We start from the raw sequence: 21,972 nt of genomic DNA on the forward strand, positions 1-21,972 counted from the left end.
GGTTTATTAATTCTACTTCTTGCTCAATCTATTAATTTTTTGTTCTACAATTTTGAGGATTTCCGTAATGTTTTTTTCTTCTTTTAACATAAAGACAATTTTATCTGCTAACCAATATTGAAGTAATTCGCTTTTGTTTTGCTTTAATGCTTTAGCTAATGCTTCAACTTGTTCTTTACGAGCTAAACGAGTACCACGTTCAATTTTACTTAAAAGTGCCGTATCAATATTCATTTGAGAAGCAACTTCTCTTAATAATAATTGCTTTTCTTCTCGTATTTCTCTGATGTATTCTCCAAACGTCATTTTGGGGATATTTTGACTTGTCAATATTTGTCTAATGTAAGAAAAAGAAAATAAGAACTAACAAAAAGATATTAACAATTTTAAACAGGAAATGAGGAAGTTAAGGATTTGAGGATATAAAGTATTTTTATAAATCCTCGTTTCCTTAAAATCCTCAAAATCCTTATTGTGCTTTTGTGGGATTTGTATAATTGTTATGTGCTTCCCTATGTATTAGACCAGCATCAACAAATTTAGTAATATAGCCTTCTGCTGTTTTATGAGGAATCTTGTTTTTGTCGGCTATATTTAGGTAATCTTGTCTTGAAAATTGATAAGGTAGTGCTTCTAAAAAACGTTCTTTACGATTGGCTCTTTTTACTTCTTTTTGTTCGATAGGTAAATCGTTAAACACCTTACTACTGTGCTTTACTAATACGCTTATCATTTCCAATGTATTTTCAAAATCTATATCCTCACAATATCTTACTTGGTTTACATCACCATCTTCCATAATGCGAAATACAGAAAACAACATTATAATTCTAAATGCTATTAACCCCAAACGTCTAACAGTTGCTATATAGTCATCGGGTTGAAGATTGAGGTATTTGGTTTGAAGCTTCTCAAAAAACACATTAAACTTTTGTTGTTGCTCGGTTGTTAGCCTTACTTCAATATCAGGATTGTTTTTTAGGGTTTTGTATAACCCAAAAAATTCTTTTCCTAATTGGTCGTAATATTCATCTAAACCATTGGTTGTATCAGTTTGAAAAACGTTCTTCCAAGTAGGTTTGATATTCATATAATAAAACATAAAACGACTAAACAAGCCATTTTCAGCACTTGGAACCAATGCCTGAATCTGCTTTGGTGTACCAGACAACACCGTTGACAAACAAGGTCTTTCAATATCTACATACTCTCTGTCCGTTCTACGATAGTAACTAATGGTTTCGTGGTGGAATGCTTTACGAAAACCATCGGAATAATTACCGTAATCACTTTTAAAAGCTTGTGCTAAAGTATCTCCTTCGGTTTCAAAAATTAACCCTCTACCTTCATTATCCGATATTAATTGATAAACACCTGTTACACTATTGTTAGCCGGAATAAACAGCATTCTTTCAGGTGGTTTACTCGGTTTTTCCATAGTTTCACTTTTGCCCTTATTCATATTATAAGTAGCCATTTCAACTTGATGCTGTTGTTTTAGGGTTTTGGATTGTTCGCGCTTTTCTTTGTGAACAGGATTTACCAAATTTTTAATTTGGTTTAATCTCCCTTTTCCTGCTGAAGCTGGTGCTGTAACAAATAAATACAAGTTGCTAAACACTTTACGTTGGTCGTACACACCAAACAATTTAGGAAAACAAGCACTAAACGCTGTTAATGCTCCCAACAACAAAATATCACGTTCTTCATTACTGCTTGATGGTTGTACCACTTGTTGCAAAAATGTTGGAATATTGTTGTAAACCGTTGTTGGTATTGTTGGCAACGGTTGTTTTACTTCCTCTGGCTGTTGCAACACTTCAACAACTTGTTGTTGCTGTTTTGGTTTAATACCTGCTTGATGCAAATAGTGGTATAAGGTTGCTATGCTTATACCGTGCCCTTTTGCTTGTAAACACTTGTTATATTGTTCGTCACATTCTTTATGGTCGTAACCTGAATAATTTTTGCTAATTCTATGATAGTAATCACGTCCAGCTTCTCCGTATTCCTCTGAAATAGCAAAACCAATATCACGCCACTTTTCATAAGTATCAGTAATATCGATACTTGATTGTTCTAAAGCGTTGATATATGTTTCAATATCATTTGCAACAACCGTTGTTGGGTTGTTGTTGATTGGTTTTTTAGGTACTTCTTTTTGCTCTGGAACAGCTAACCAATCTTTCGGGTTGAATATTTTTGTCATATCTTTTGATGTCTTTTATGTAGGTATGCCAATGGATCGTGGGATAAAAAACACGCTCTGGAAATGTCTTTACCCGATTGGTCAACCTCAATATTATATGTTTGTTTTATGTAATTGGCCACCGCAATAAAATATTCGCTGTGTGACACTTTTGATATATCGATTCTAATTATCCATTTTAAACCTTCTCCTGAAGGTGATGTAAACAACAATTCGGTATCAAAATATTCATCGTTTAATAATTGTTGTTTTAGTTCTTCAAGATTCTCTAAATGGTCAAAATCGATTGTTAATAATGATGAATGCTCAATTAAACTATCATCATTACGTTTAGAAAACACACCTGAAAATGTTACATAATCAAAATGATTTGCTTTAAATTTCCGTGCTTCTTTAGGGTCTTTAATCGCTCTAAATTGCTCTGTGATACTTTTATACTTATCGCTTGTAATACGCTCAAATATTTGATGTAATCTTACTTTTTCAGTTGGAAACACATTTCTAATTGGTGCTTTATAAAAACTGCTGTAAGCATACCAAGTATCATCGGGTGCATCTAACCAGGATAATTCATCTTCCTTTTTAACTTCAAAATTTAGATTCATTACCTCATTAATTTTAAGTAACAATTCTTCTTCTTCGATAAGTTTAAAATGATAGGATGCAAAATCGAATACATCGCCTTTAAAATCGGTTAATTCTGTGTCGTAATGCATTGCTTTATTTTCAACAACATTAATTTGTAATGTTGATTTACCACCGTTAAAAGGATTTCGGGTTATCCCGCAGTCCCTTCCTTTTAAGGAAAGGACTGTTGATTTAGGATAATACTGCCTTAATACATAAGCGTAAATATTTAACCCATAATGCGTTTTCTTTAAGATGCTTTCTTTACTTATTTCCATCGCATTTAAAATTTGGGTTATAATAATTGCTTTGTAATAGTTCCTCTATATCAGATACTTTGTAATAAAACTTGCCTTGAATCTTGCTATATGGAATCGTACCATTTGAACGGAATGTTTGCAATGTCCGTTGGCTAATATGTAGCGTTTGCATTACGTCCTGATTATCAATCCACGTATCTTTTAAGCGTTCTGCTCTCGTAGCTCTTATTAATTCGATACGTGCCTTTAATTCCTTAATCTCTTGTGAGAGTGCCAAGAGTAAATCGATGATTTCAGTCATAACTAAATCCTTCCTTTTTTGATTAAGTAATTAGCTGCCTGTTGCTCAATTTCATCTTGGGAATCCATACGGTTACGAAGTAACCATTGGTCTAACTCCTGACGTTGGAAATAGATTTTTTTACCATTCGGTTTATAGTGTGGAATGGCTCCCGTACTTGTAAGTTTATACAAGTGCGATTGTGATAGTTCTAAATACTGACAAGTTTCATTGAAATTCAATACTTGCTTTTGCAACGTTTGTTGTTCTACTAACAACTTTTCGATGCGTTCTAAACGTTCAAATATTTTAACGTCCATCTTATTATAAATTTTAATTTAAAAATGGACTTCTGCGCAAAAGTCACCCTTGATTGTCAAGGACATAACAAATATTGAAAAAGGTGTTTGGTATAACAGAAAAGAGAAAAAATGGTATTATTAAACCATTGTAAAACAATGTTTTACGCCGTTTTTGGTATTATCTATTTGGTATTAAGTAGAGAAAATACCACTTTTAAAAAGTGAAGTTTTATTTGATTTGGTCAAGCCAAAAATTGGCTTCAACTAATTTTTGATAGGCTCTTTTTTCAGTACCTAAAAATCTACGGTATTCTTTACCTGCATTACTACTTGGTCCATACCGATAAGCAAAGAATTTATAAATGTGTTTAGGCTCTATTTTTTTAGATGGTTTACTGTCAAAAAATATTCTTTCATTAAAATATTTAGTTTCTGTTAACTTAACCATAAAAGCTGCAAGTAATATTTTATTACCTCTATCCTTTATGAAGTTATATTCATCATCTATAATGCCTTTTTCATTTAATAGCTCCTCTAATTTTGCAAATTCTCTTTGTTTAATCTTATTAATAAGTTCGTTATAGGATAAGACATCATTGTTTTCCTCTCTAAAATCACCTTGTATAGCGTTGAAAATTGAACTTTGTTTTACTTGTTTCCTGACCGTTTTTATTTCTGCACCGGAATAGGATTTTACAATTAACTCTTGTGGTGGTTCTTCATTAAAAAATACTTCGTGCAGTTCTTCTATTGTATAAATTTCAGCATCACTTAATTCTGAAAATCGTTCTTGAAGTTCCATAAAAAGCATCATCGCATTTGCTTTTAAAAATGAAATGATATAGGCTTCATCAGATTTATCATTTTGAATTGGCTTTAAAGACAAACTTTCATCAATAACATTATCTGAAATGTAATTTTTAATCTGGGTTAAATAATTTAAAAATTTACGGTGAGCATTATCATATAGAAAAGACAAATGATCAGCTGTTGAGTTTGCATCAAGTACATCATTAATTTGATTAAAATTTTTGATGTACTCGTTTTCTATTAATTTTAAATAGTATTTACGCTTGTTAGAATACGCCTTTTTGAAGTCGATTTCATATTTAGGCGTTGTATTGAGGTATTGCTTTTTAAAGCCTTTTAAAAGCTCTTTAAATTGGTTTTCGGTTCTTTTATCATCAGTAACCTTTTCCACATACAGTAAGTCGATAAATAGGTCTTTAGCCATTTGGGTTAAGGTTTATTCTGTAAGCTGCTTGTTTCTTTTTGTCATCAATTACTTTAGCGTAAATTTGAGTTGTTTTCAAATTCTTATGACCTAACATTTTTGATACTGTATAAATATCAGTACCCAAAGTCAGTTGTAATGTTGCAAAAGAATGACGCGCACAATGGAACGTGATATTCTTCTTAATTTCTGCCTCACCAACCCATTCTTTTAGTAGGTCATAATTTCTCTGAACGTTATTAATATTCTCGAAAACTTTTTTAGTCGATTCGCCTTTTTCTCCTAACAATTCAAATGCTTGTTCGGAAATTGGTAAGGTTTCAGCTCCTTTAGTTTTCTTTTGCTTAAATCTAATAAAATTTCCATAGGTTTCTGAATATTGGATTTCAGACCATTGAAGTTTTGTAATATCTGACCAACGCAAACCTGTAAGGCAGGAAAAAAGAAACGCATTTTTTAATTGTGGATGTCGGCTATCTGTGTTAAAAAGCTTTCTTACTTCTTCTAAAGTTAAAAATTCCATATGTGTATCTTCTTCTTTAAAGTTTTCAACTGAAATAGCAGGATTGTATTGTATTACCTTTTCTTTAACAGCTTGTCGTAATACCGCTAAAAGTTTTTTAAAATATGCTGATTTTGTGTTTTGGCTTAATGGTCTTTTACTTCTGGAAAGTGCTTTTTTGTCTAAATACTCTTTAAAACCTTCTACCCATTCTTCATCTATTCTTTCAAAAGAAATACCTGTTGGGTGATAATCTTTTAAATGTTTTAGTGTGCTATTCCATACACCTAAATTGCCTTTACTTTCTGAACGTCTTTCAATCCATTGTTCTAAATACACGAAAAAATTTCCTTGTTTCTTTTCTTTATTTTCAAAACCATAAATATTATTCTGCACCTCTAAATGTCTTTTGGCTCTGATGCTTTCAGCAAGTTGTAAGATTTTCTTGTTTTCTAATTTCTGTGCTTTAGTTAAGGACCCTTTGTCGGGTTCTGGCGTTAAATATAATTTCAAGTACTCGTACTTACGATTTCCGTTTTCGTAATAATCAAGATATAAACTAATTCGTTTCCCTTTTCTACGTTGGCGTAAAGTAACTTTCATTTTACTTATATTTACTGTGTTAGACTATGCGTTTTATGAGTGTTGTATGGGCAACAATACGGCAACAAATATAAGCAAATAAAGGCAGTTTAGCAACAAAAAAGAACTTGAAACATTATATAAACTAATGATTAATAGGCAGATAACAAACAAAGGAAAGATAATGAATTTCCTAATCGGAAATTCAACTCGTTTTGCTATCTTTAGTGCGTCAGCGGAAAATACTCGCGCATTTTCCTGTTACTGACGCTTACACAAAACCGTTGTAAGCAATTTGACCAACAAAATTGAACCAAATCAAATAATGAGCGAAAATAGATTTATTGAAAAATTCCAACATAAAACTGTCTCGGAATTAGAATACATTTTAGAAAACAAAAAAAGCTATAACGAACAAGCTATTGCAGCTTCAATTCAAATATTGAAAAAAAGAAACGGAAAAACACCTGAATTGAAATCTGTTGAAAACGAAATTAAAATCGAAAAGGAGAAAAAGGAAGTCGCTCGAAAAAAAATTATAGAAGAAGTCAAAAAGAAAAATAATATAACTGACGACCCAAATGCACCTGAACTTCATTCTAAAAAAGTAATTTTTCTTTTTTCAGCTATATTTTCAACAATTTTTGGAGCAGTTTTGCTGATGTATAATATGAAACAAACTGGAAATTCTAAAGGTCGAATTCAGGTTTTGATTTTTGGAATTTTATATACAGTTGTGTCTATTGTAATTATTGAGTCACTGAATGTAAAAACAAATCTTGCTTTATTATTTAATTTTGGAGGAGCAGGAATTTTAATCGAATATTTTTGGAATAAATTCATTGGGAAGGAATTTCAATATCGAAAAAGAAGTTGGGTAAAGCCAGCTATTATTTCTGTTTTAATAACCATTCCTTTGATTTTAGCAGCGATATATAGACAATAAAAAACTGCTTACAACAACGTATATAATCCATTGCTAGTGAGAGCCTACTTACGAAAATCCTCACGGATTTTCTATTCGGTTTTTATTTGCTAAATTACGTGCTAAACCAACGCAACGCATCATATACAAAACCGTTGTAAGCAAGCTGAAAAGCCAGCCGCACAAACAGCACATTTGGTTTTTTGCCGCAACAAAAGCCAACACAGAAAAAACCAAAAGAGCTGTTTTTAGCCAACGCTCGAAAAAAATGAGGTAAACCGTAAAATGAATAAGTAAAATAACTGTATTTTAGAATCTTATTAGAAAAACTGATTTGCAAAAAAATGACAATTGACGAAATCTATAAAAAAGAAGAAATAAGTGTTAGGTCTTACCACGTTTGCAAATACAACGAATTAAACTCTATCTCTGATTTAAAGAAATATTACTACAAAAATAAATCCTTCGAAAAACTTCGAAATTGTGGTAGGAAATCAAATGAAGAACTAATTGAGATATGTAATAAATATCCAGATGACAATTTTGAAAATAAAGAGATAGAAGTCAAAAAAGAAAATCCTCTAAAAAGCATAATTACAAACTTAACTAGAGTTCAAAGAGAGGTAATAAATAGCTTTATTTTCGTAAATACTAATAGCTTATCCGTAAGGAGTAAGAATGCAATCTCTTTACATTTAAAAAACAATCTAAAGGTTAAAAACTTTACAGAAAAAGTTTTACTCTCTGAAAGTTTCAATGTTCAAAATATAAAAAACGTAGGTGCTAAATGTGTTCCTGAAATAGAAATTTATATTTCAATTATTAAAGATTTCATATTTGAAGTAAACCAAACAAGAGATGAAAAGTATTTAATTGCATTAAAAAATAAATTTTTAATACAACGTACTTTTGATATTCCATTGGTTCCAAGTGAAATATTAGAATCAGAATCTATTTTTCAACTTACAAAATTTCTCTTAAATCAAAATGCATTTTTTGACGAAACTCAAACGGTTATAGTTAAACTAGCTTTGAAATTATTCAATAATCAAAAAGAACTTACGCTTGACGAAATAGCTGAACAGGTTGACCTTTCAAGAGAAAGAGTAAGACAGATAAGAAAACTTTGTCTTGAAGCTTTATTTGATAAGCTACTTTTTATTTCTAATTTTAATGACGATTTATTTCAAAAATATAGCATAGATGTTGAATCAATTTATATTGAAATAAACACAGATATTTTAAATAAAATCAACCAATCAAATAACACTAATTTTTCTAGAGAATTTATCACTTTCATACTTTCTGCATATCTAAAAGATAGTTTTTCTGTAGTTGGGAATTATGAAGATGTTTTACAACCAAAATATTTTAATTCACGTAACAGACACAATTGGAATAACTTCTATTTAGTAGAAAAAGAATTATCCTCGGAATTTGATTTCACTTCTTTTAGTAATGATATTTCAAACAGGTTAAGCGATAGAATTGAAGAATCGTATTTCTTTAATTTCAAAAGCTATTTATCAAAGTTTCTATCAAACAACAATATTGATATTTTAGACTTATTATTACCAATCTGTGAGAAAATAATTAATGAAGAATTTGAAATATATCTTGATTTAGATGAAAGCATAAATTTCAAAAGAAACACTACTCGACAAGCACACGAATATGCTTTTGAAGCACTTGACCATTTAGGAAAACCTTCAAAGGTTAAAGAGATTTTTGAAAAGGTTGTAGAACTGCATCCCAACTATGACACTGAAGAAGCAAAAATCAGAGTTTCAATGAAACGGAAAAATGGTTTTGTGCCAATTGGTAGAAAAAGTGTATTTGGTTTGAAAAAATGGGAAAGTGAATTGGACAATTTCAAAGGAGGTACAATACGAGATATTGTTGAAGAATATTTAATGCAATTTTCTGTACCGAAACATATTTCACACATAACAGAACACGTTTTAAAATATCGTCCAAAATCAAATCAATATAGCATTCTTCAAAATTTAAAACTTGATGAATCTGGATTGTACATATTTTTTAAAGGTTCGCATATAGGATTAACAACAAAAAAATACGAATCTGACTTTAAGAGAATATCGGAAGTCCAGAAAACCGATAAGAAAACTTGGGAAGAAAGGTTTGAAATGCTTCAAAATTTTGTCTCAATAGAAAAAAGGCTACCATTTTCAAATGGTGTGCCTGAAAAAGAAATAAAACTTTATCGTTGGCTTAATGTTCAAAAAAGTAAGCAAAACAAGGGTAAACTAACTGAAAATAAAGAGGATAAGCTAAACAGCTTATTAGCGAAATATCCAAGTATTAATGGTAGACGAAGATTGAACTCAAATGAGAAGTATCAAGAATTAATCTCATTTGTTACGAATAATCATAGATTGCCTTCAGCTAATAAAAATGGTGAGGAAAATTTATATCAATTCTTTTACAAACAGAGAAAGCTATTTGATAAAAACGAACTTGACAGCAAAGAACAAAATAAATTTATTGAAGTTGCTAAACTTCTTCAAAATATAAAATATGAAAATTAAAGAAACTAAACTATTGCAAAATCAAAGACTCAAAGAGATTTGCAATGATAAGGAAGTTAATTATGAATCTATTGAAACATTATTAGATTCAGTTAAAACAAAGAAGTTGCTGAAAAGAAATAATTACCATCAGCAAAAAATTAATGATGTTATTGAAAACGCAATAAAATGAAATTCTCAAATATAAAAATTAACAATTTCAGACAATATTACAATGCTGTAAATATTGATTTAACAACTGATACCGACCAAAATATTGTTGTGATAGGTGGTAGAAATGGTTATGGTAAAACAAATTTCCTATTATCAATAGTTTGGTGTCTTTATGGTGAAAAAATTTCACAAATTGATGATAACTTTAAAAAGGAAATCCAAAAAGAAAAAAACTATTCATCTTTTATGCAACAGTCTATAAATTGGACAGCAAAAAGAGAAAATAAAGATACATTTTCGGTTAGTATTAAAGTTTCAGAAATAGAATTACCCGAATTGAGTAAATTAAATTCAAACTCTGCTAGTGTTATTATAACTAGAACATTTAATGTTACTAGTATGAATGAAACACTTTCTATTTCAGATACTAATTCGAATATGGAAATATTTGATGATGAAGCTGATAAAATTAATTTCATCAATGATTATATAATTCCAATAGATGCTGCAAAATTTGTGTTTTTTGATGCAGAAAAAATCTCTGAAATAGCAAACTTATCTATTAAGGAAGAAGGTAGTTTTATAAATGATGCATTAGGAAAAATATTAGGTCTTGATACATACGACACTCTAATTGAAGATATAGAGTTTTACATTAATACCTTGAAAAAAGAAGGAGCAACCAAAAATTTACAAGAACAAATAGTTGATAAAGAAAAAGCAATTGAACTCTCTGAAATAGATATTGAAAAGCTTGAAGAAGAAAATGCTGAAAAACTAAAAGAGATTGATGATTTAAAGAAAACCATAAGACAATACGATAATCTTATATCGCAACACAGTAAACAAGGCAATTCAACATTTGATAGAGATTCAATTTTATCAGAAATAAATAAGTTAAAAGCAAAGGAATTTGAACTATCTGAAAGATTTAATGAATTAAGCGAGATAATTCCGTTAGCTATTTTAACAGGTAAACTTGAAGAAGTAAGTGAACATCTTGAAATTCAAGATAAAAACACAATATCCCAAAATTCCTCAAAAGAAAATTCTGAAAAAATAGAGAATTTTATTGAACTACTTTTTAATAAACCACCTGAACCTGAAAATTCTACTATGTCATTCAAGGACAAGCTTTTTTATTACGATAAGGCCAAAAATTTAGGTTCAGAATTGTTTGCCTCTAATGGATATTATCAGGATTTAGAATTTGAACACGATTTAAACAATTCTGAAAAAAGCTTAATCTATGATGCAATTAATCTTGTAAGTTCTCAATCAAAAGACTTATTCGAAACAACAATTGAAGAATTCAACAAGACAAGAATCAAACTTGCAGAATTAAACAAAACGTTGAGCAAAGTTGATGCTGATATGGAAGATGAATTGATTTTAGACTATTCATCAAAAAAAGAAACAGCAGATTACAACATCACAGAAAATAATAGAAAAATTGGAGAGAATAATCAACAAATAAACAAACTTAAAGGTGACATAGTACGACTAAACCAACAATTATCTGTTTTAGTTAAAAAAGTTGATGTTAATGCCCAAAACAAAATTAAGATTAAAGAAAGTCAAAAGTACATTGACGTCTTAAATTCATTCCTCGAAGAACAGAAAAACAAACATAAAGACAGTCTTGAAAAAACAATTTTAAGCGAGCTAAAAATATTAATGCACAAACTTGGAAGTGAAGAAAATAGCAGCAAATTTATTGAAGATGTAAAAGTCACCATTTTGGCATCTGGCCAAGGAATGAAAATAACTCTTTTGGACCAAGACGATAATGAAATTAGAAAAGAGAGTTTATCTTCCGGTGAAAAACAAATTTATATTTCGTGCTTAATAAAAGCGATTTTGAACGAATCTATACAGAGTTTACCAATATTTATCGATACGCCACTTGGAAGACTTGATGAAGAACATAGAGATAATATCACTAAAAAATACTATCCTGCACTTTCTGAACAAGTTGTATTATTCTCTACAAATAGCGAGATTACACCTAAAAGGCATAAAGACATTTCAGCAAATATTTCTAAATCCTATTTATTATTTAATGATGGGGCAAACACAAATTTAAAAACAGGTTATTTCCAAGGTTATGAGAATTAAAATAAGCAAAGAAAATGACGAATTATTATATAAGCTAAAAACCTTATACAATTTTAAGAATGACGGTATAGTCCCTCGTATTGCATTTTCTAATAGTTTGCTATCAGGCAAAATATTTGACATTGAAAATGATATTATTCCAAGCTCTGATGGTAAAGAATTTAGAGATGATAAAGCAATTTTTGGAACTGTTATAGGGAATGGTTCAAATACAATAATTTTTAAATCTATTCTTGACCAACATTATGGCAGAAATACATTTGAAGATGAATTTATAAAACTATTTAAGCTTCATCTAAATCACGGATTAGAAATTTGGAATGGTAAAATTGAAAAAGCCAACATATCTAAAGGTGACCACATTGATATTCTTTTAAAAGTTGTTAAAAGTGGACTGGATTTAAGGAAAAACGTTGTTAAAACAAACATTTCATCAAAAAACATTGATGTCAAAGAGTTTGAAGACCTTTTAACTTTTGAATTAGGTCAAACAGTAGAAAGCGAAAATGTTGTTATAAGAATTAATGATTTAAGAGAGTTTGACAATAGAAATATAGCAATTGCTGGAATGGCTGGTTCTGGTAAAACGCAATTAATGAAAGATATTTTATATCAAATTTCTAAAAACACTAATAATGAACTGAAGTTTATCTTCTTTGATTACAAAGGAGAAGGAAACCCAGAACAATTAAAGCCTTTTCTAGATGCTACTAAATGTGAGTTTGTTGATATTGTAAATGATGGCGGTATTGAGTTTAACCCATTTTTATCTATAAATCTTGACGAAAGACAGAGACCTTTTAGCATAAGGGCTTTTGTTGATACAATATCTACTTTCGTTCCGAGAATGGGAGTTAGCCAAGAGAATATTTTAATTACTCTAATTAATGATTTATTAGACAGTAAAAATGGTGGATATCCTACTATTTTAGAATTATTTGAGGAATTAGAAAATTACTATGAGGAAAACAATATTAGGCAAGACACATTATATTCAATCATTCGTGATTTGTCCACAAACATATTTAATTGTAACCCGAATAATCCAAACATTTTAGATAAAAGTTTATATCTTAATCTGCCACCTGCTTTATCTGACACTTTAAGACAGCTAGTTGTATTTTTATTATTGAGATATTTCAATTCTTATTTTAGTTCTACAAATGATTGCGAACCAAAAGACCATATTTTTCCATTACGTTATGTAATTGTAATTGATGAAGCTCATATATACTTAAAGAATAAAAATGCTAGAAAAGCACTTGAGGAACTTTTGAGATTATTAAGGTCAAAAGGCGTTATAATCGTTATGCTTTCACAAGGAGTTGAAGACTACAAAACAAAAGACTTTGATTTTGCTTCACAAGTAAAACTTCCTATTTGTTTGAATGTTCAAAATAAGGACTATAAAGCCATTAGTAACTTTGTTGGAACACCAAGCAGTAAATATAAATTGGAAACTGAAATCAAAAAACTTGAATCAGGAAAAGGACTTATAAACATTGGCGAACCGAAAATGATTGAATTAAGACAATGGTGGAAAACGAAAAAAAATGAAAATATATAGTCCAACGCTAAAAGCCATACACATTTGCAATTCGCACCAGCCAATGCTACGCCAAAAATTGCAAAAGAGTATGTCTTGCCAGCGCATACTTTCGGAACAAGCATTAAAACTATGGAAAACCAAGCAGGACGTGGAAAGCCAGCTTACAACAATGTATAAAAATAATAGCGGTTTTATCGCTAAAACGAAAGTAAATAAATATAAATAAGGTCTGTGTTTAACCGAAAAGTTAGTGTTTTTTAATCCGCTACTATTCTTATACTTGACCGTTGGCAAACATTAGAATGAACAGCGATAGAGAAAGAAAAATAGAGTTATTAAAGAGGAAAAACAAAGTCAAAAATGAAATAAAGTTTTTGACTGAATTTTATGAAGATATTGAAATTATCGAATTTCTGACTAATTCCGAATTGAACAAAATGTTTGAGTTTGACAAAAAGAAAGATATGAGAAATTATAATCTGGAATTTTCATATTCGCCATCTGAAAACGAAAATGTGAAATCTGATTTATCTGACTTGATTGAGGACAATTTCTTTTTTAAACCTTATGACTTAAGCGATGAAACTTATTGCTTGTCAAACAAATCGCAATTCAACAAAATATTTGACAAAACACTTATAGAAAATAACATTCCGACTCTGATTTATACAATTGATGGAAGAACATCAATAGTAATCTTTAAAGAAATCGTAGATTATGAATTGAAAGACGGAATAAAAACTCAAAAATATTGGTGGAAAATAAATGTTTGTGGAATAAAAGCAATAAAACAAATCATAAATAAAAAATAACGTTTGCCAACAATGTATAACCGCAATTACGGCGGATTCGACTGCGTCCGAATCCACTCGGAATTGCTAACGTCAGTGCTTAACCGAAAATTAACACTAATTTAGCCGTAACTGACGGTTATACGAGACCGTTGTAAGCAATTTGACCAACAAAATTGAACCAAATCAAATAATGAGCGAAAATAGATTTATTGAAAAATTCCAACATAAAACTGTCTCGGAATTAGAATACATTTTAGAAAACAAAAAAAGCTATAACGAACAAGCTATTGCAGCTTCAATTCAAATATTGAAAAAAAGAAACGGAAAAACACCTGAATTGAAATCTGTTGAAAACGAAATTAAAATCGAAAAGGAGAAAAAGGAAGTCGCTCGAAAAAAAATTATAGAAGAAGTCAAAAAGAAAAATAATATAACTGACGACCCAAATGCACCTGAACTTCATTCTAAAAAAGTAATTTTTCTTTTTTCAGCTATATTTTCAACAATTTTTGGAGCAGTTTTGCTGATGTATAATATGAAACAAACTGGAAATTCTAAAGGTCGAATTCAGGTTTTGATTTTTGGAATTTTATATACAGTTGTGTCTATTGTAATTATTGAGTCACTGAATGTAAAAACAAATCTTGCTTTATTATTTAATTTTGGAGGAGCAGGAATTTTAATCGAATATTTTTGGAATAAATTCATTGGGAAGGAATTTCAATATCGAAAAAGAAGTTGGGTAAAGCCAGCTATTATTTCTGTTTTAATAACCATTCCTTTGATTTTAGCAGCGATATATAGACAATAAAAAACTGCTTACAACAACGTATATAATCCATTGCTAGTGAGAGCCTACTTACGAAAATCCTCACGGATTTTCTATTCGGTTTTTATTTGCTAAATTACGTGCTAAACCAACGCAACGCATCATATACAAAACCGTTAGCAAATATTTAAAAAACTCACTCTGAAAAATATGACTAAGAAAAAAATCACATATCAAGTAAAAGAAAGTGATGTCGGAGCTAATTATATTATGGCATTTCGACCAGAGGATTATGACATTTTTGAATATCGAATTAATAAGCCAATTGCTGTAAAAGACCCAAAGGATAATTCAGATTTCGATATGCATTTTATTGTACAAGAAACTGATGAAATAAAATTAAACTCAAAACATAGTTTAGAATATTTTATACCAAACAATATTGCTTTACTTCTATCTATTTCGGATAAAGCATTGAAAAGAGCTCTTGCCATTTATAAGGAAAATTTGAACCCTGACAAACCAAAGAACAATATTTCAATTGTTGACAAAAAAGAAAGAGTAAATTTTTTAAAAGACAAGTCAAAATATTATTGTGACTATATTGAAGAAGTAGAAACTGCAATTGTATTCTCATATACTGCAATTGAAGCTTTTGCAAATATTTCAATTCCTCACAATTATTTATATCATTCTAAAGATAAAGCAGGTGTTATTTATGAAAAGAAAGCCATTGAAAGGTGGACACCTTTAGTAGAGAAAGTATCAACTATATTACCTGATACATACAATACAAAATCAATTAAAAATAAATCTATATTCAATAATTTCAAAAAATTAGAACAATATAGAAATGCAATTATTCACCAAAAGTCAGTTGAAAGAGCTGATTTTTTTAAACTTTATTTCAAGAATAATATTAATGATATTTGTAAAAGTAGTGAGTTAGTAATAAGGTTTTTCTACGATGCACATAAAGAAACCAATAGAATAAATCCATTATGGCCTTGGCTTATTGGGAACGAAAAAGACTTTCCAATTGTTTATGACGATTTAAGCAAAGTTCGGAAAAAGGAATAAAAAACATTTGCTAACACCGTATATAATTTATTGCTAGTTCTAGCCTACTTACGAAAATCCTTGCGGATTTTCTATTCGGTTTTTATTTGTTAACTTAGTTTCTTAACCACGCAACAAACCATATACAAACACGTTGGCAAACATTTGAAAAAAGCACTAAACATATTATTAATAGTCGTTTCAATTGCAATAATTGCTTTCGTTGTAATTACTCTTGCTGGAGTTTCTATTATCGGAACAAAAACTGATTCAGAATATTTTGAAAAGCAAACTAATTCTACTCAGATGGAAAGTATGCGAATTTTTTATGTACATGCAGAAGATTCTGTTGATGCAGAAATGCTTACTAATAAAATTCCTTTCAAACTAAACGTTTTAAATAAAGACGATTTAGTTATCTATAATTACATAAGTCTTCCTGATTCCTTTCAAAATGAGAACTCTTATTTCAACATAAAGACCAATACACTATTTTATGGTGAAAATGAATACGAAAAAACAATAGCTAATTTTCTTAATAGCAAAAAATTATCAGAATTGAATTTTGATTTATATGAATTAAAGGAATCAAAAAAAGTCGTGAACAATTTTATTTTATTTAATGAAGATTACGGGATTTTAAGTTGTGAATATCGGAACTTAGGCTTGAAGTATTTGTTTTTTCCTGAACAGTTGGTCGATTCTCAATTACAAAATGAAATTATCAAAATGTTGTATAAAGAACAACTCTCACGATAAACGTTAGCCAACAACGTGTATAATTAATTACTGCGAATTTCCTACGCGGAAATTCTACGGAATTAATTAACTTAGTTGCTAATTGGAAACGTTGTAACTAAGCCTTGCTCCTTTTCCATCGCGTTTGCCTACCTTTCAGGCTGTCTCGGCAAGCCTAACTAGTCGCAAGGCTCAAACGTAACTAATCATACACAAACACGTTAGGCAAAATATAAACGAAACGATGAAAGCAAAATTGAATGCAGTACACGATGATGATTTGATAGCTTTGCTAAAAAGTCTAAATCTTTTAGAAAAAATCAAACAAGGTGAAATAAAATGTAAATTCACTAAAGAAATAATTACACTTGACAATTTACATTCTATCTTCCCTGAAGAAGGAACTATAAAAGTCGTTTGCGACTCACCAGAAGCAATCAAATCTTTATCAGAACATATAAATGAAAAAAATCTTTAACAAAGTGGATTTCAACTTTTACTTCGACTTCAATTTCTCACTTTGGACAATCTCGACCTTGACTTTAGTAGGGCTTTTCATTTACTATTTAAGAAACCCAGAAAAATTCGAAAAACTAATTGCTCTAATAAGTAAATTCTTAAAATACGTTTCAAACAAATTTGATAAAACCTATGTTAAATATGATTTACAAGGTAAAATAAATGACTATTTAAAGAAAGTTTCCCATCGAACAAAACATCTTGACATTAAAAAAATTAATGTCGAATGGATTGATGTTAGTGAACAAACCGAAACACAATTTATACAAAACGGTGAATTAATTCTTCGCTTAAAAAAAGGCGAACACCAAAACGAGAATATAGTTAAGGCTTCAATGGCGTTTATATCATATGCCTTTTTAAAAAAAGCGAAATCTTACATTGCGAAGTATCAACGTGAATCAATGGATTTATTTGCTTGCTACGATTTGCTAAAAGAGGAAAAATCGGAAATTCTTGACCAGTTTGTACAGGATTTTATGAAAGACAAAATGGATAACAAAAAAATTTCTGACTTTTTTGAAAAGTATTCAGACATAGATGATGTCGGTATATTTTATCCAGTATTAGTTCAAGAATTGACGTTTTTAGGAGAAAAAGTCTTTGCAAAAAAAAGGGATGCTCAAAACATTCATAAAGAGGTTACAGAGTTAGTTAATTTTCTTTATCGCTACGCAAATAGAAAGTTACGCGAAGATATTGTAAATGATTTTTCAGGTACTTATTGCAAATTTGGAATTAGAATTATTGGGAGAAGTATTGTAATAAATCGTGATGGAGAAAGAGTTTATAAAAATCACTTGAAAAAAATTGCTTCTGATAATGAAACTCTATACTTAATTGGAAGTAACGAACATAAGAAATTTATAAATGAAGTCTTTGAAAACTGTAAAGAAGAAATTGGGTATTCTAAATTAATGGAGGACACTTATGTAGCAACTATTAAAGACAAAGATGGAGAAAATATAAAAGTAATGAGTTACATACTGACAGTTAGAAACGATTCAATAAAAGTTTATCACAAAAAATAAAATACTTTGCCTAACAACGTGTATAATTCATTGCTTCTGATTTTCCTTTCGGAAAATCCTCGCGCTGAATTAAAGCCAGTTATTTTTTAGTAAATTAGTTGCAGAAACACGCAACGAAATCATACACAAGACCGTTAGGCACAAGCTGAAAAATGAAACACACAACAATATTCATATTTTTAATTTTAAACATTTTTAGTGCTAAAGCACAAATGGAAAACACGTATTTTACTTGGGAACAATATTCAGAAAATTGGAGAACTGAATTAATAAACGCCGTTGAACTTTACGAAAATATAGAAAAAGGAAAATTCCCTGAATATGGACTTAATTATTTGGATTTTACTTTCATAAGCGACAAAAAGGAAAATTTGGAAAATCTATCAAATAGACTATCTAAAATCTTCAATTGCTCATCTTTAGAAATAGAAAAAAGCAACGGAACTTATGAACTAAATGGAAATACAGAAAAATTTCCAATAACAAAAGATAATATTATATTTTGGGAGTTAACATTTTACAAAGAAGGTTATCAATTTGATTCAAAACTTGCTGGTTATGGAGCATTTTCCGATTATGACAATGTTGAATTCCTTGACTATTCAGCAGATAATGAAAATGTTTACTATAAAAAAGCTGTCGAACATTACGAAAACCAAAACTTATTTGGAGCAATAGTAAATTGGAATAATACAATTAAAGTTAATCCAAAAGACTACTATTCATATTACGATTTAGGATTTGCAAAAAACGAATTAAATATGTTCAAAGACGCTATGAAAGATTTCGATAAGTGTATTGAAATTAACCCTAAATTTTATGGCGGAATTGTAGCGCGAGGAACGTTGAGCGATGAAAATGGAGAATTTGAATTGGCAATTGAATACTATAACAGAGCAATTGAATTGGAACCAGAGAATCCGCAGGCCCATTTTAATAAAGGAAATACGTATTTTAATAAAAAAGAAACGAAAAAAGCTTGTAAACTGTGGACAAAAGCAAAAGAACTTGGAGCTGAATATGCTCAAGAACGAATTGACAAAGAATGTGAATAGAAAAGCCAGTGCCTAACACCGTATATAAGCTATGGCTTGGTCAGTCCTCACTTGGAAAATCCTGCGGATTTTCCAAAGCCAGTTTTTATTTGGAGAGGTTCGTGCCGAAACACGCCACATCTCATATACAAACACGTTACCCAACATTAACAAAAACAGAACGTTAAAATTTAAACAGAACAGAAAATTTTAAAAACCGATATGAAATTTTACACTTCGATACCTAAAAGTCTAAAGCCATACTATAATACGGAATTGGAAAAATACCGAACTGAATGCTCAAACGGAAATTTTAAAAGCGCATGGAATCATCTGGAAAGAGCGCATATAATCGGACAAAAATATCCTTATGCTCATACTTTTGTGCATTGGAAAATGTTGCAATTCGGAATTAAAATCAAAAGTGGAAAAGAAATTATCGGGCAAATTCCTCGTCTGATTTTCGGAGGCGTGAAATCCTTCGTTGGAAAAATTCCAGTTGGAAATCCTGGAGGAGCGAATGTTCCTCCTTTAAAACCTTTTCCGATTGATAAAGAATTACAAGATATTTTTGCGAAAGCTGGAATTAATTTAGTCTGAAAATAAAAAACGTTGGGTAACAACGTGTATAGTTCATTGCTCGGAAATTCCTATCGGAATTTCTGTCGCTTCTGAACAATGGGTTCGCCTCTATTTGCTATCTTAGTGCAGACGCAACGAAACCATACACGAACACGTTGTGGCTAATTTGAGAAATATGAAAAACATTATACATAATACAGTAACATTACTAATAGGTTTTGTTGGGTTAATTGGTGGATTAATTTGGGGATACTATTCCAAATGGGAGTTTGAACCTGTAATTCTATCAATAATTTCTTTTTTGGAAATAATAGCCTATTTCACTGTTCCAAAAGATAAAAAGAACAATAAAGAATTAACTCAAAAATCAAAAAATAAAAACAGCCAAAAGGTTGAGGTAACGGTAAATAATTTTAGTGAACCTACACAATCAGAAAAGAAACCATCGATAAAGGATAAAAATGCATTAATAGAAACTAAAAAAGACAAAATTGGAATTCTTTTTATTGATGATGACAAGAATTTTAATATAGTCAAAATATTAAAAGATAGTGATTGGAAAAAAACTAAAACAATTACAGATATAAAGAGTCTAGACATAAATCAAGTAAAAAACTCTGAAATAATTTTTGTTGACATTAATGGAGTTGGCAAAATATTAAATTTAGAGTATGAAGGTCTTGACTTAGCATTAATGTTAAAACAAAAGTATCCAGAAAAGAAAATAATAATTTATTCTGCAAATAAAAATAGTTACTCATTTCACGAAGCTTGGGATGTTGTGGATTCACGACTAGAGAAGAATGCTTTACCTTATCAATTTCAAAATTTAGTTGAAAACTATAGTTTAGAATTTTACAACTAATATGGAAAAAACTTTTTATTACGTAAGACAATTAAACGGGAATTATGTTTTTGATAATTTCCCTCTAGAGTTAAAAAATCTTGCTTTAGATTACAAAGAATGTAAAGAACCAATTTTAGTAAATTTAGATGGAAAAAAAATAAAAGCTAGAATAGGATTAAAGAAGAGTTCTGATTTTCAAGTATATGTTTTAACAACAGAAACCAAATTCATTAATCGATTAAAATTTTTTAGAGAATTAGTGAATTCCAGTTCTAGCTATATTAAACCAATACTTAAATTACAAGAAGATTTAATAGAAAAACACGAGAAAACAATCGAAGAATTTATTCATAATGCAACATCTATAAATTCTTATAGTATACAAGACTTATTTACATTAATTCCACAAAAAAGTTTAACTGGAAATATTAATAAGCAAAAAGATGTTATAAGAGAGGTTATAAAAACCAAACCTAATGTAACAGTAGACACTTTACTAAAACAAATTAAGTATAGCTTAGCAACAAAGGTTGAATTCTCAGTTTTTGAACGGACTTTAAAAAGCTCAAGTGTATTATTAAAAGAGGGACATTCAATAAGACCAGTTGTTCTATCAATTTTACAAATTTTTATTTCTGATTTTGATAAAAAAAATATTCAAGTTCATCTTGGAGGAACAGAAAAAATTCTTGAAATTGATTATGATTCTCTATTTGTTTCTCTTTATTATGTATTTGAAAACGCAGTAAAATACTGTTGCCCTAAAACAGAATTTAAAATTAGATTTTCAGAAGAGAAAGATTCATTTGATATCATCATAAAAATGGTTTCGTTAGAAATAAAAGATTCTGAAAAAAAATTAATTACAGAACGCGGATATCGTTCCGAAGTAGCAAAAAAGATTAACACGAAGGGATTAGGAATAGGTATGTATAGAATTGTAAAAACGCTTAACTTTAATAATGCAAAATTAGATATTACACCAAGAGCTTTCGAGTTTTCTAAAAGACACAATAGTGTAGACTATGAAGGCAATGAATTTAGAATTATTTTTGATGGACAGAATGCTTGGGAATAATAAAAAACTAGCCACAACAACATGTATAATTAATTGCTTGAGTCTGTATGTACTCGGAAAATCCTTCGGATTTCCCTAACGTTCGGTTTCCTTCTACTAAATCAGTTGCTGAACCACGCAACTAACCATACATAAACCGTTGTGCAACATTTGAAATGACATTCGAAATAGGAAAATACCAAGTTGAATTATTAAACGAATCTGACTATAATCCAGACTCGAATGACAATC

The 21,972-nt window shown here is 29.7% G+C and carries 23 protein-coding genes; 16 read left to right on the forward strand and 7 right to left on the reverse strand.

The features are described 5' to 3' along the window. Positions 1-12: 12 nt before the first annotated feature. The 7 genes from BXY80_RS13540 to BXY80_RS13570 form a co-directional block, all read right to left on the reverse strand. Complete coding sequence (locus tag BXY80_RS13540) at positions 13-306, reverse strand: helix-turn-helix domain-containing protein (RefSeq protein WP_120202848.1); 294 nt, start codon at positions 304-306, stop codon at positions 13-15. A 163-nt stretch (positions 307-469) separates the two neighbouring features. Then, a complete protein-coding gene (locus BXY80_RS13545) occupies positions 470-2,209 on the reverse strand; it encodes a DUF3987 domain-containing protein (RefSeq protein ID WP_120202850.1) in 1,740 nt (579 codons plus the stop codon). Beyond that, a complete protein-coding gene (locus BXY80_RS13550; protein WP_120202852.1) occupies positions 2,206-3,114 on the reverse strand; it encodes a BT4734/BF3469 family protein in 909 nt (302 codons plus the stop codon). Before BXY80_RS13550 ends, BXY80_RS13545 begins: the two co-directional genes overlap by 4 nt. Next, positions 3,101-3,397 (reverse strand): helix-turn-helix domain-containing protein, encoded by a 297-nt coding sequence (locus tag BXY80_RS13555; RefSeq protein WP_120202853.1) that lies wholly within the window; start codon positions 3,395-3,397, stop codon positions 3,101-3,103. Before BXY80_RS13555 ends, BXY80_RS13550 begins: the two co-directional genes overlap by 14 nt. Positions 3,398-3,399: 2 nt before the next feature. After that, complete coding sequence (locus BXY80_RS13560) at positions 3,400-3,696, reverse strand: helix-turn-helix domain-containing protein (protein ID WP_120202855.1); 297 nt, start codon at positions 3,694-3,696, stop codon at positions 3,400-3,402. 211 nt (positions 3,697-3,907) lie between these two features. Further along, a complete protein-coding gene (locus BXY80_RS13565; RefSeq protein WP_120202857.1) occupies positions 3,908-4,912 on the reverse strand; it encodes a DUF6617 family protein in 1,005 nt (334 codons plus the stop codon). Continuing rightward, complete coding sequence (locus BXY80_RS13570; protein WP_211328357.1) at positions 4,905-6,017, reverse strand: site-specific integrase; 1,113 nt, start codon at positions 6,015-6,017, stop codon at positions 4,905-4,907. Before BXY80_RS13570 ends, BXY80_RS13565 begins: the two co-directional genes overlap by 8 nt. Before the next feature lie 304 nt (positions 6,018-6,321). Here BXY80_RS13570 and BXY80_RS13575 point away from each other — a divergent pair, with 304 nt between their 5' ends. The 16 genes from BXY80_RS13575 to BXY80_RS13645 all read left to right on the forward strand — a co-directional run bounded on the left by BXY80_RS13575 (position 6,322) and on the right by BXY80_RS13645 (position 21,741). Continuing rightward, entirely contained in the window at positions 6,322-6,942 is a 621-nt protein-coding gene (locus BXY80_RS13575; RefSeq protein ID WP_120202862.1) for a hypothetical protein, read from the forward strand. Between the two features lie 323 nt (positions 6,943-7,265). Further along, entirely contained in the window at positions 7,266-9,470 is a 2,205-nt protein-coding gene (locus tag BXY80_RS13580; RefSeq protein ID WP_120202863.1) for a helicase associated domain-containing protein, read from the forward strand. Beyond that, positions 9,460-9,642, forward strand: a complete 183-nt coding sequence (locus BXY80_RS13585; RefSeq protein WP_120202865.1) for a DNA modification system-associated small protein — start codon at positions 9,460-9,462, stop codon at positions 9,640-9,642. The genes BXY80_RS13580 and BXY80_RS13585 overlap by 11 nt, the downstream gene beginning before the upstream one ends. Beyond that, positions 9,639-11,741 (forward strand): DNA sulfur modification protein DndD, encoded by a 2,103-nt coding sequence (gene dndD / locus BXY80_RS13590; protein ID WP_120202867.1) that lies wholly within the window; start codon positions 9,639-9,641, stop codon positions 11,739-11,741. Before BXY80_RS13585 ends, dndD begins: the two co-directional genes overlap by 4 nt. Continuing rightward, positions 11,731-13,308: a DndE family protein gene (locus BXY80_RS13595; protein WP_120202869.1), complete on the forward strand. Its 1,578-nt coding sequence runs from the start codon at positions 11,731-11,733 to the stop codon at positions 13,306-13,308. Before dndD ends, BXY80_RS13595 begins: the two co-directional genes overlap by 11 nt. A 24-nt stretch (positions 13,309-13,332) precedes the next feature. Further along, positions 13,333-13,467, forward strand: a complete 135-nt coding sequence (locus BXY80_RS14090; protein ID WP_262603397.1) for a hypothetical protein — start codon at positions 13,333-13,335, stop codon at positions 13,465-13,467. A gap of 125 nt (positions 13,468-13,592) precedes the next feature. Further along, on the forward strand, positions 13,593-14,102 hold the full coding sequence (locus BXY80_RS13600) for a hypothetical protein (RefSeq protein WP_120202871.1): 510 nt from the start codon (positions 13,593-13,595) through the stop codon (positions 14,100-14,102). A 172-nt stretch (positions 14,103-14,274) separates the two neighbouring features. Then, positions 14,275-14,895, forward strand: a complete 621-nt coding sequence (locus BXY80_RS13605; protein WP_120202862.1) for a hypothetical protein — start codon at positions 14,275-14,277, stop codon at positions 14,893-14,895. 168 nt (positions 14,896-15,063) lie between these two features. Beyond that, entirely contained in the window at positions 15,064-15,933 is an 870-nt protein-coding gene (locus BXY80_RS13610) for a hypothetical protein (RefSeq protein WP_120202873.1), read from the forward strand. Positions 15,934-16,077: 144 nt separating this feature from the next. Beyond that, entirely contained in the window at positions 16,078-16,671 is a 594-nt protein-coding gene (locus BXY80_RS13615) for a hypothetical protein (protein ID WP_120202875.1), read from the forward strand. Between the two features lie 223 nt (positions 16,672-16,894). Further along, positions 16,895-17,128 (forward strand): hypothetical protein, encoded by a 234-nt coding sequence (locus BXY80_RS13620; protein ID WP_120202876.1) that lies wholly within the window; start codon positions 16,895-16,897, stop codon positions 17,126-17,128. A 58-nt stretch (positions 17,129-17,186) separates the two neighbouring features. After that, entirely contained in the window at positions 17,187-18,200 is a 1,014-nt protein-coding gene (locus BXY80_RS13625; RefSeq protein WP_147376143.1) for a hypothetical protein, read from the forward strand. A 152-nt stretch (positions 18,201-18,352) separates the two neighbouring features. After that, positions 18,353-19,255, forward strand: coding sequence for a tetratricopeptide repeat protein (locus tag BXY80_RS13630; RefSeq protein WP_120202880.1), 903 nt, complete (start codon positions 18,353-18,355; stop codon positions 19,253-19,255). Positions 19,256-19,456: 201 nt separating this feature from the next. Continuing rightward, positions 19,457-19,834: a DUF3703 domain-containing protein gene (locus BXY80_RS13635; protein ID WP_120202882.1), complete on the forward strand. Its 378-nt coding sequence runs from the start codon at positions 19,457-19,459 to the stop codon at positions 19,832-19,834. Positions 19,835-19,991: 157 nt separating this feature from the next. Further along, entirely contained in the window at positions 19,992-20,681 is a 690-nt protein-coding gene (locus BXY80_RS13640) for a response regulator (protein WP_120202884.1), read from the forward strand. Between the two features lies 1 nt (position 20,682). Continuing rightward, complete coding sequence (locus BXY80_RS13645) at positions 20,683-21,741, forward strand: histidine kinase (protein WP_120202886.1); 1,059 nt, start codon at positions 20,683-20,685, stop codon at positions 21,739-21,741. Positions 21,742-21,972 lie beyond the last annotated feature (231 nt).

Origin of the sequence: Ichthyenterobacterium magnum (assembly GCF_003610635.1) — a bacterium.
Classification (GTDB): domain Bacteria; phylum Bacteroidota; class Bacteroidia; order Flavobacteriales; family Flavobacteriaceae; genus Ichthyenterobacterium; species Ichthyenterobacterium magnum.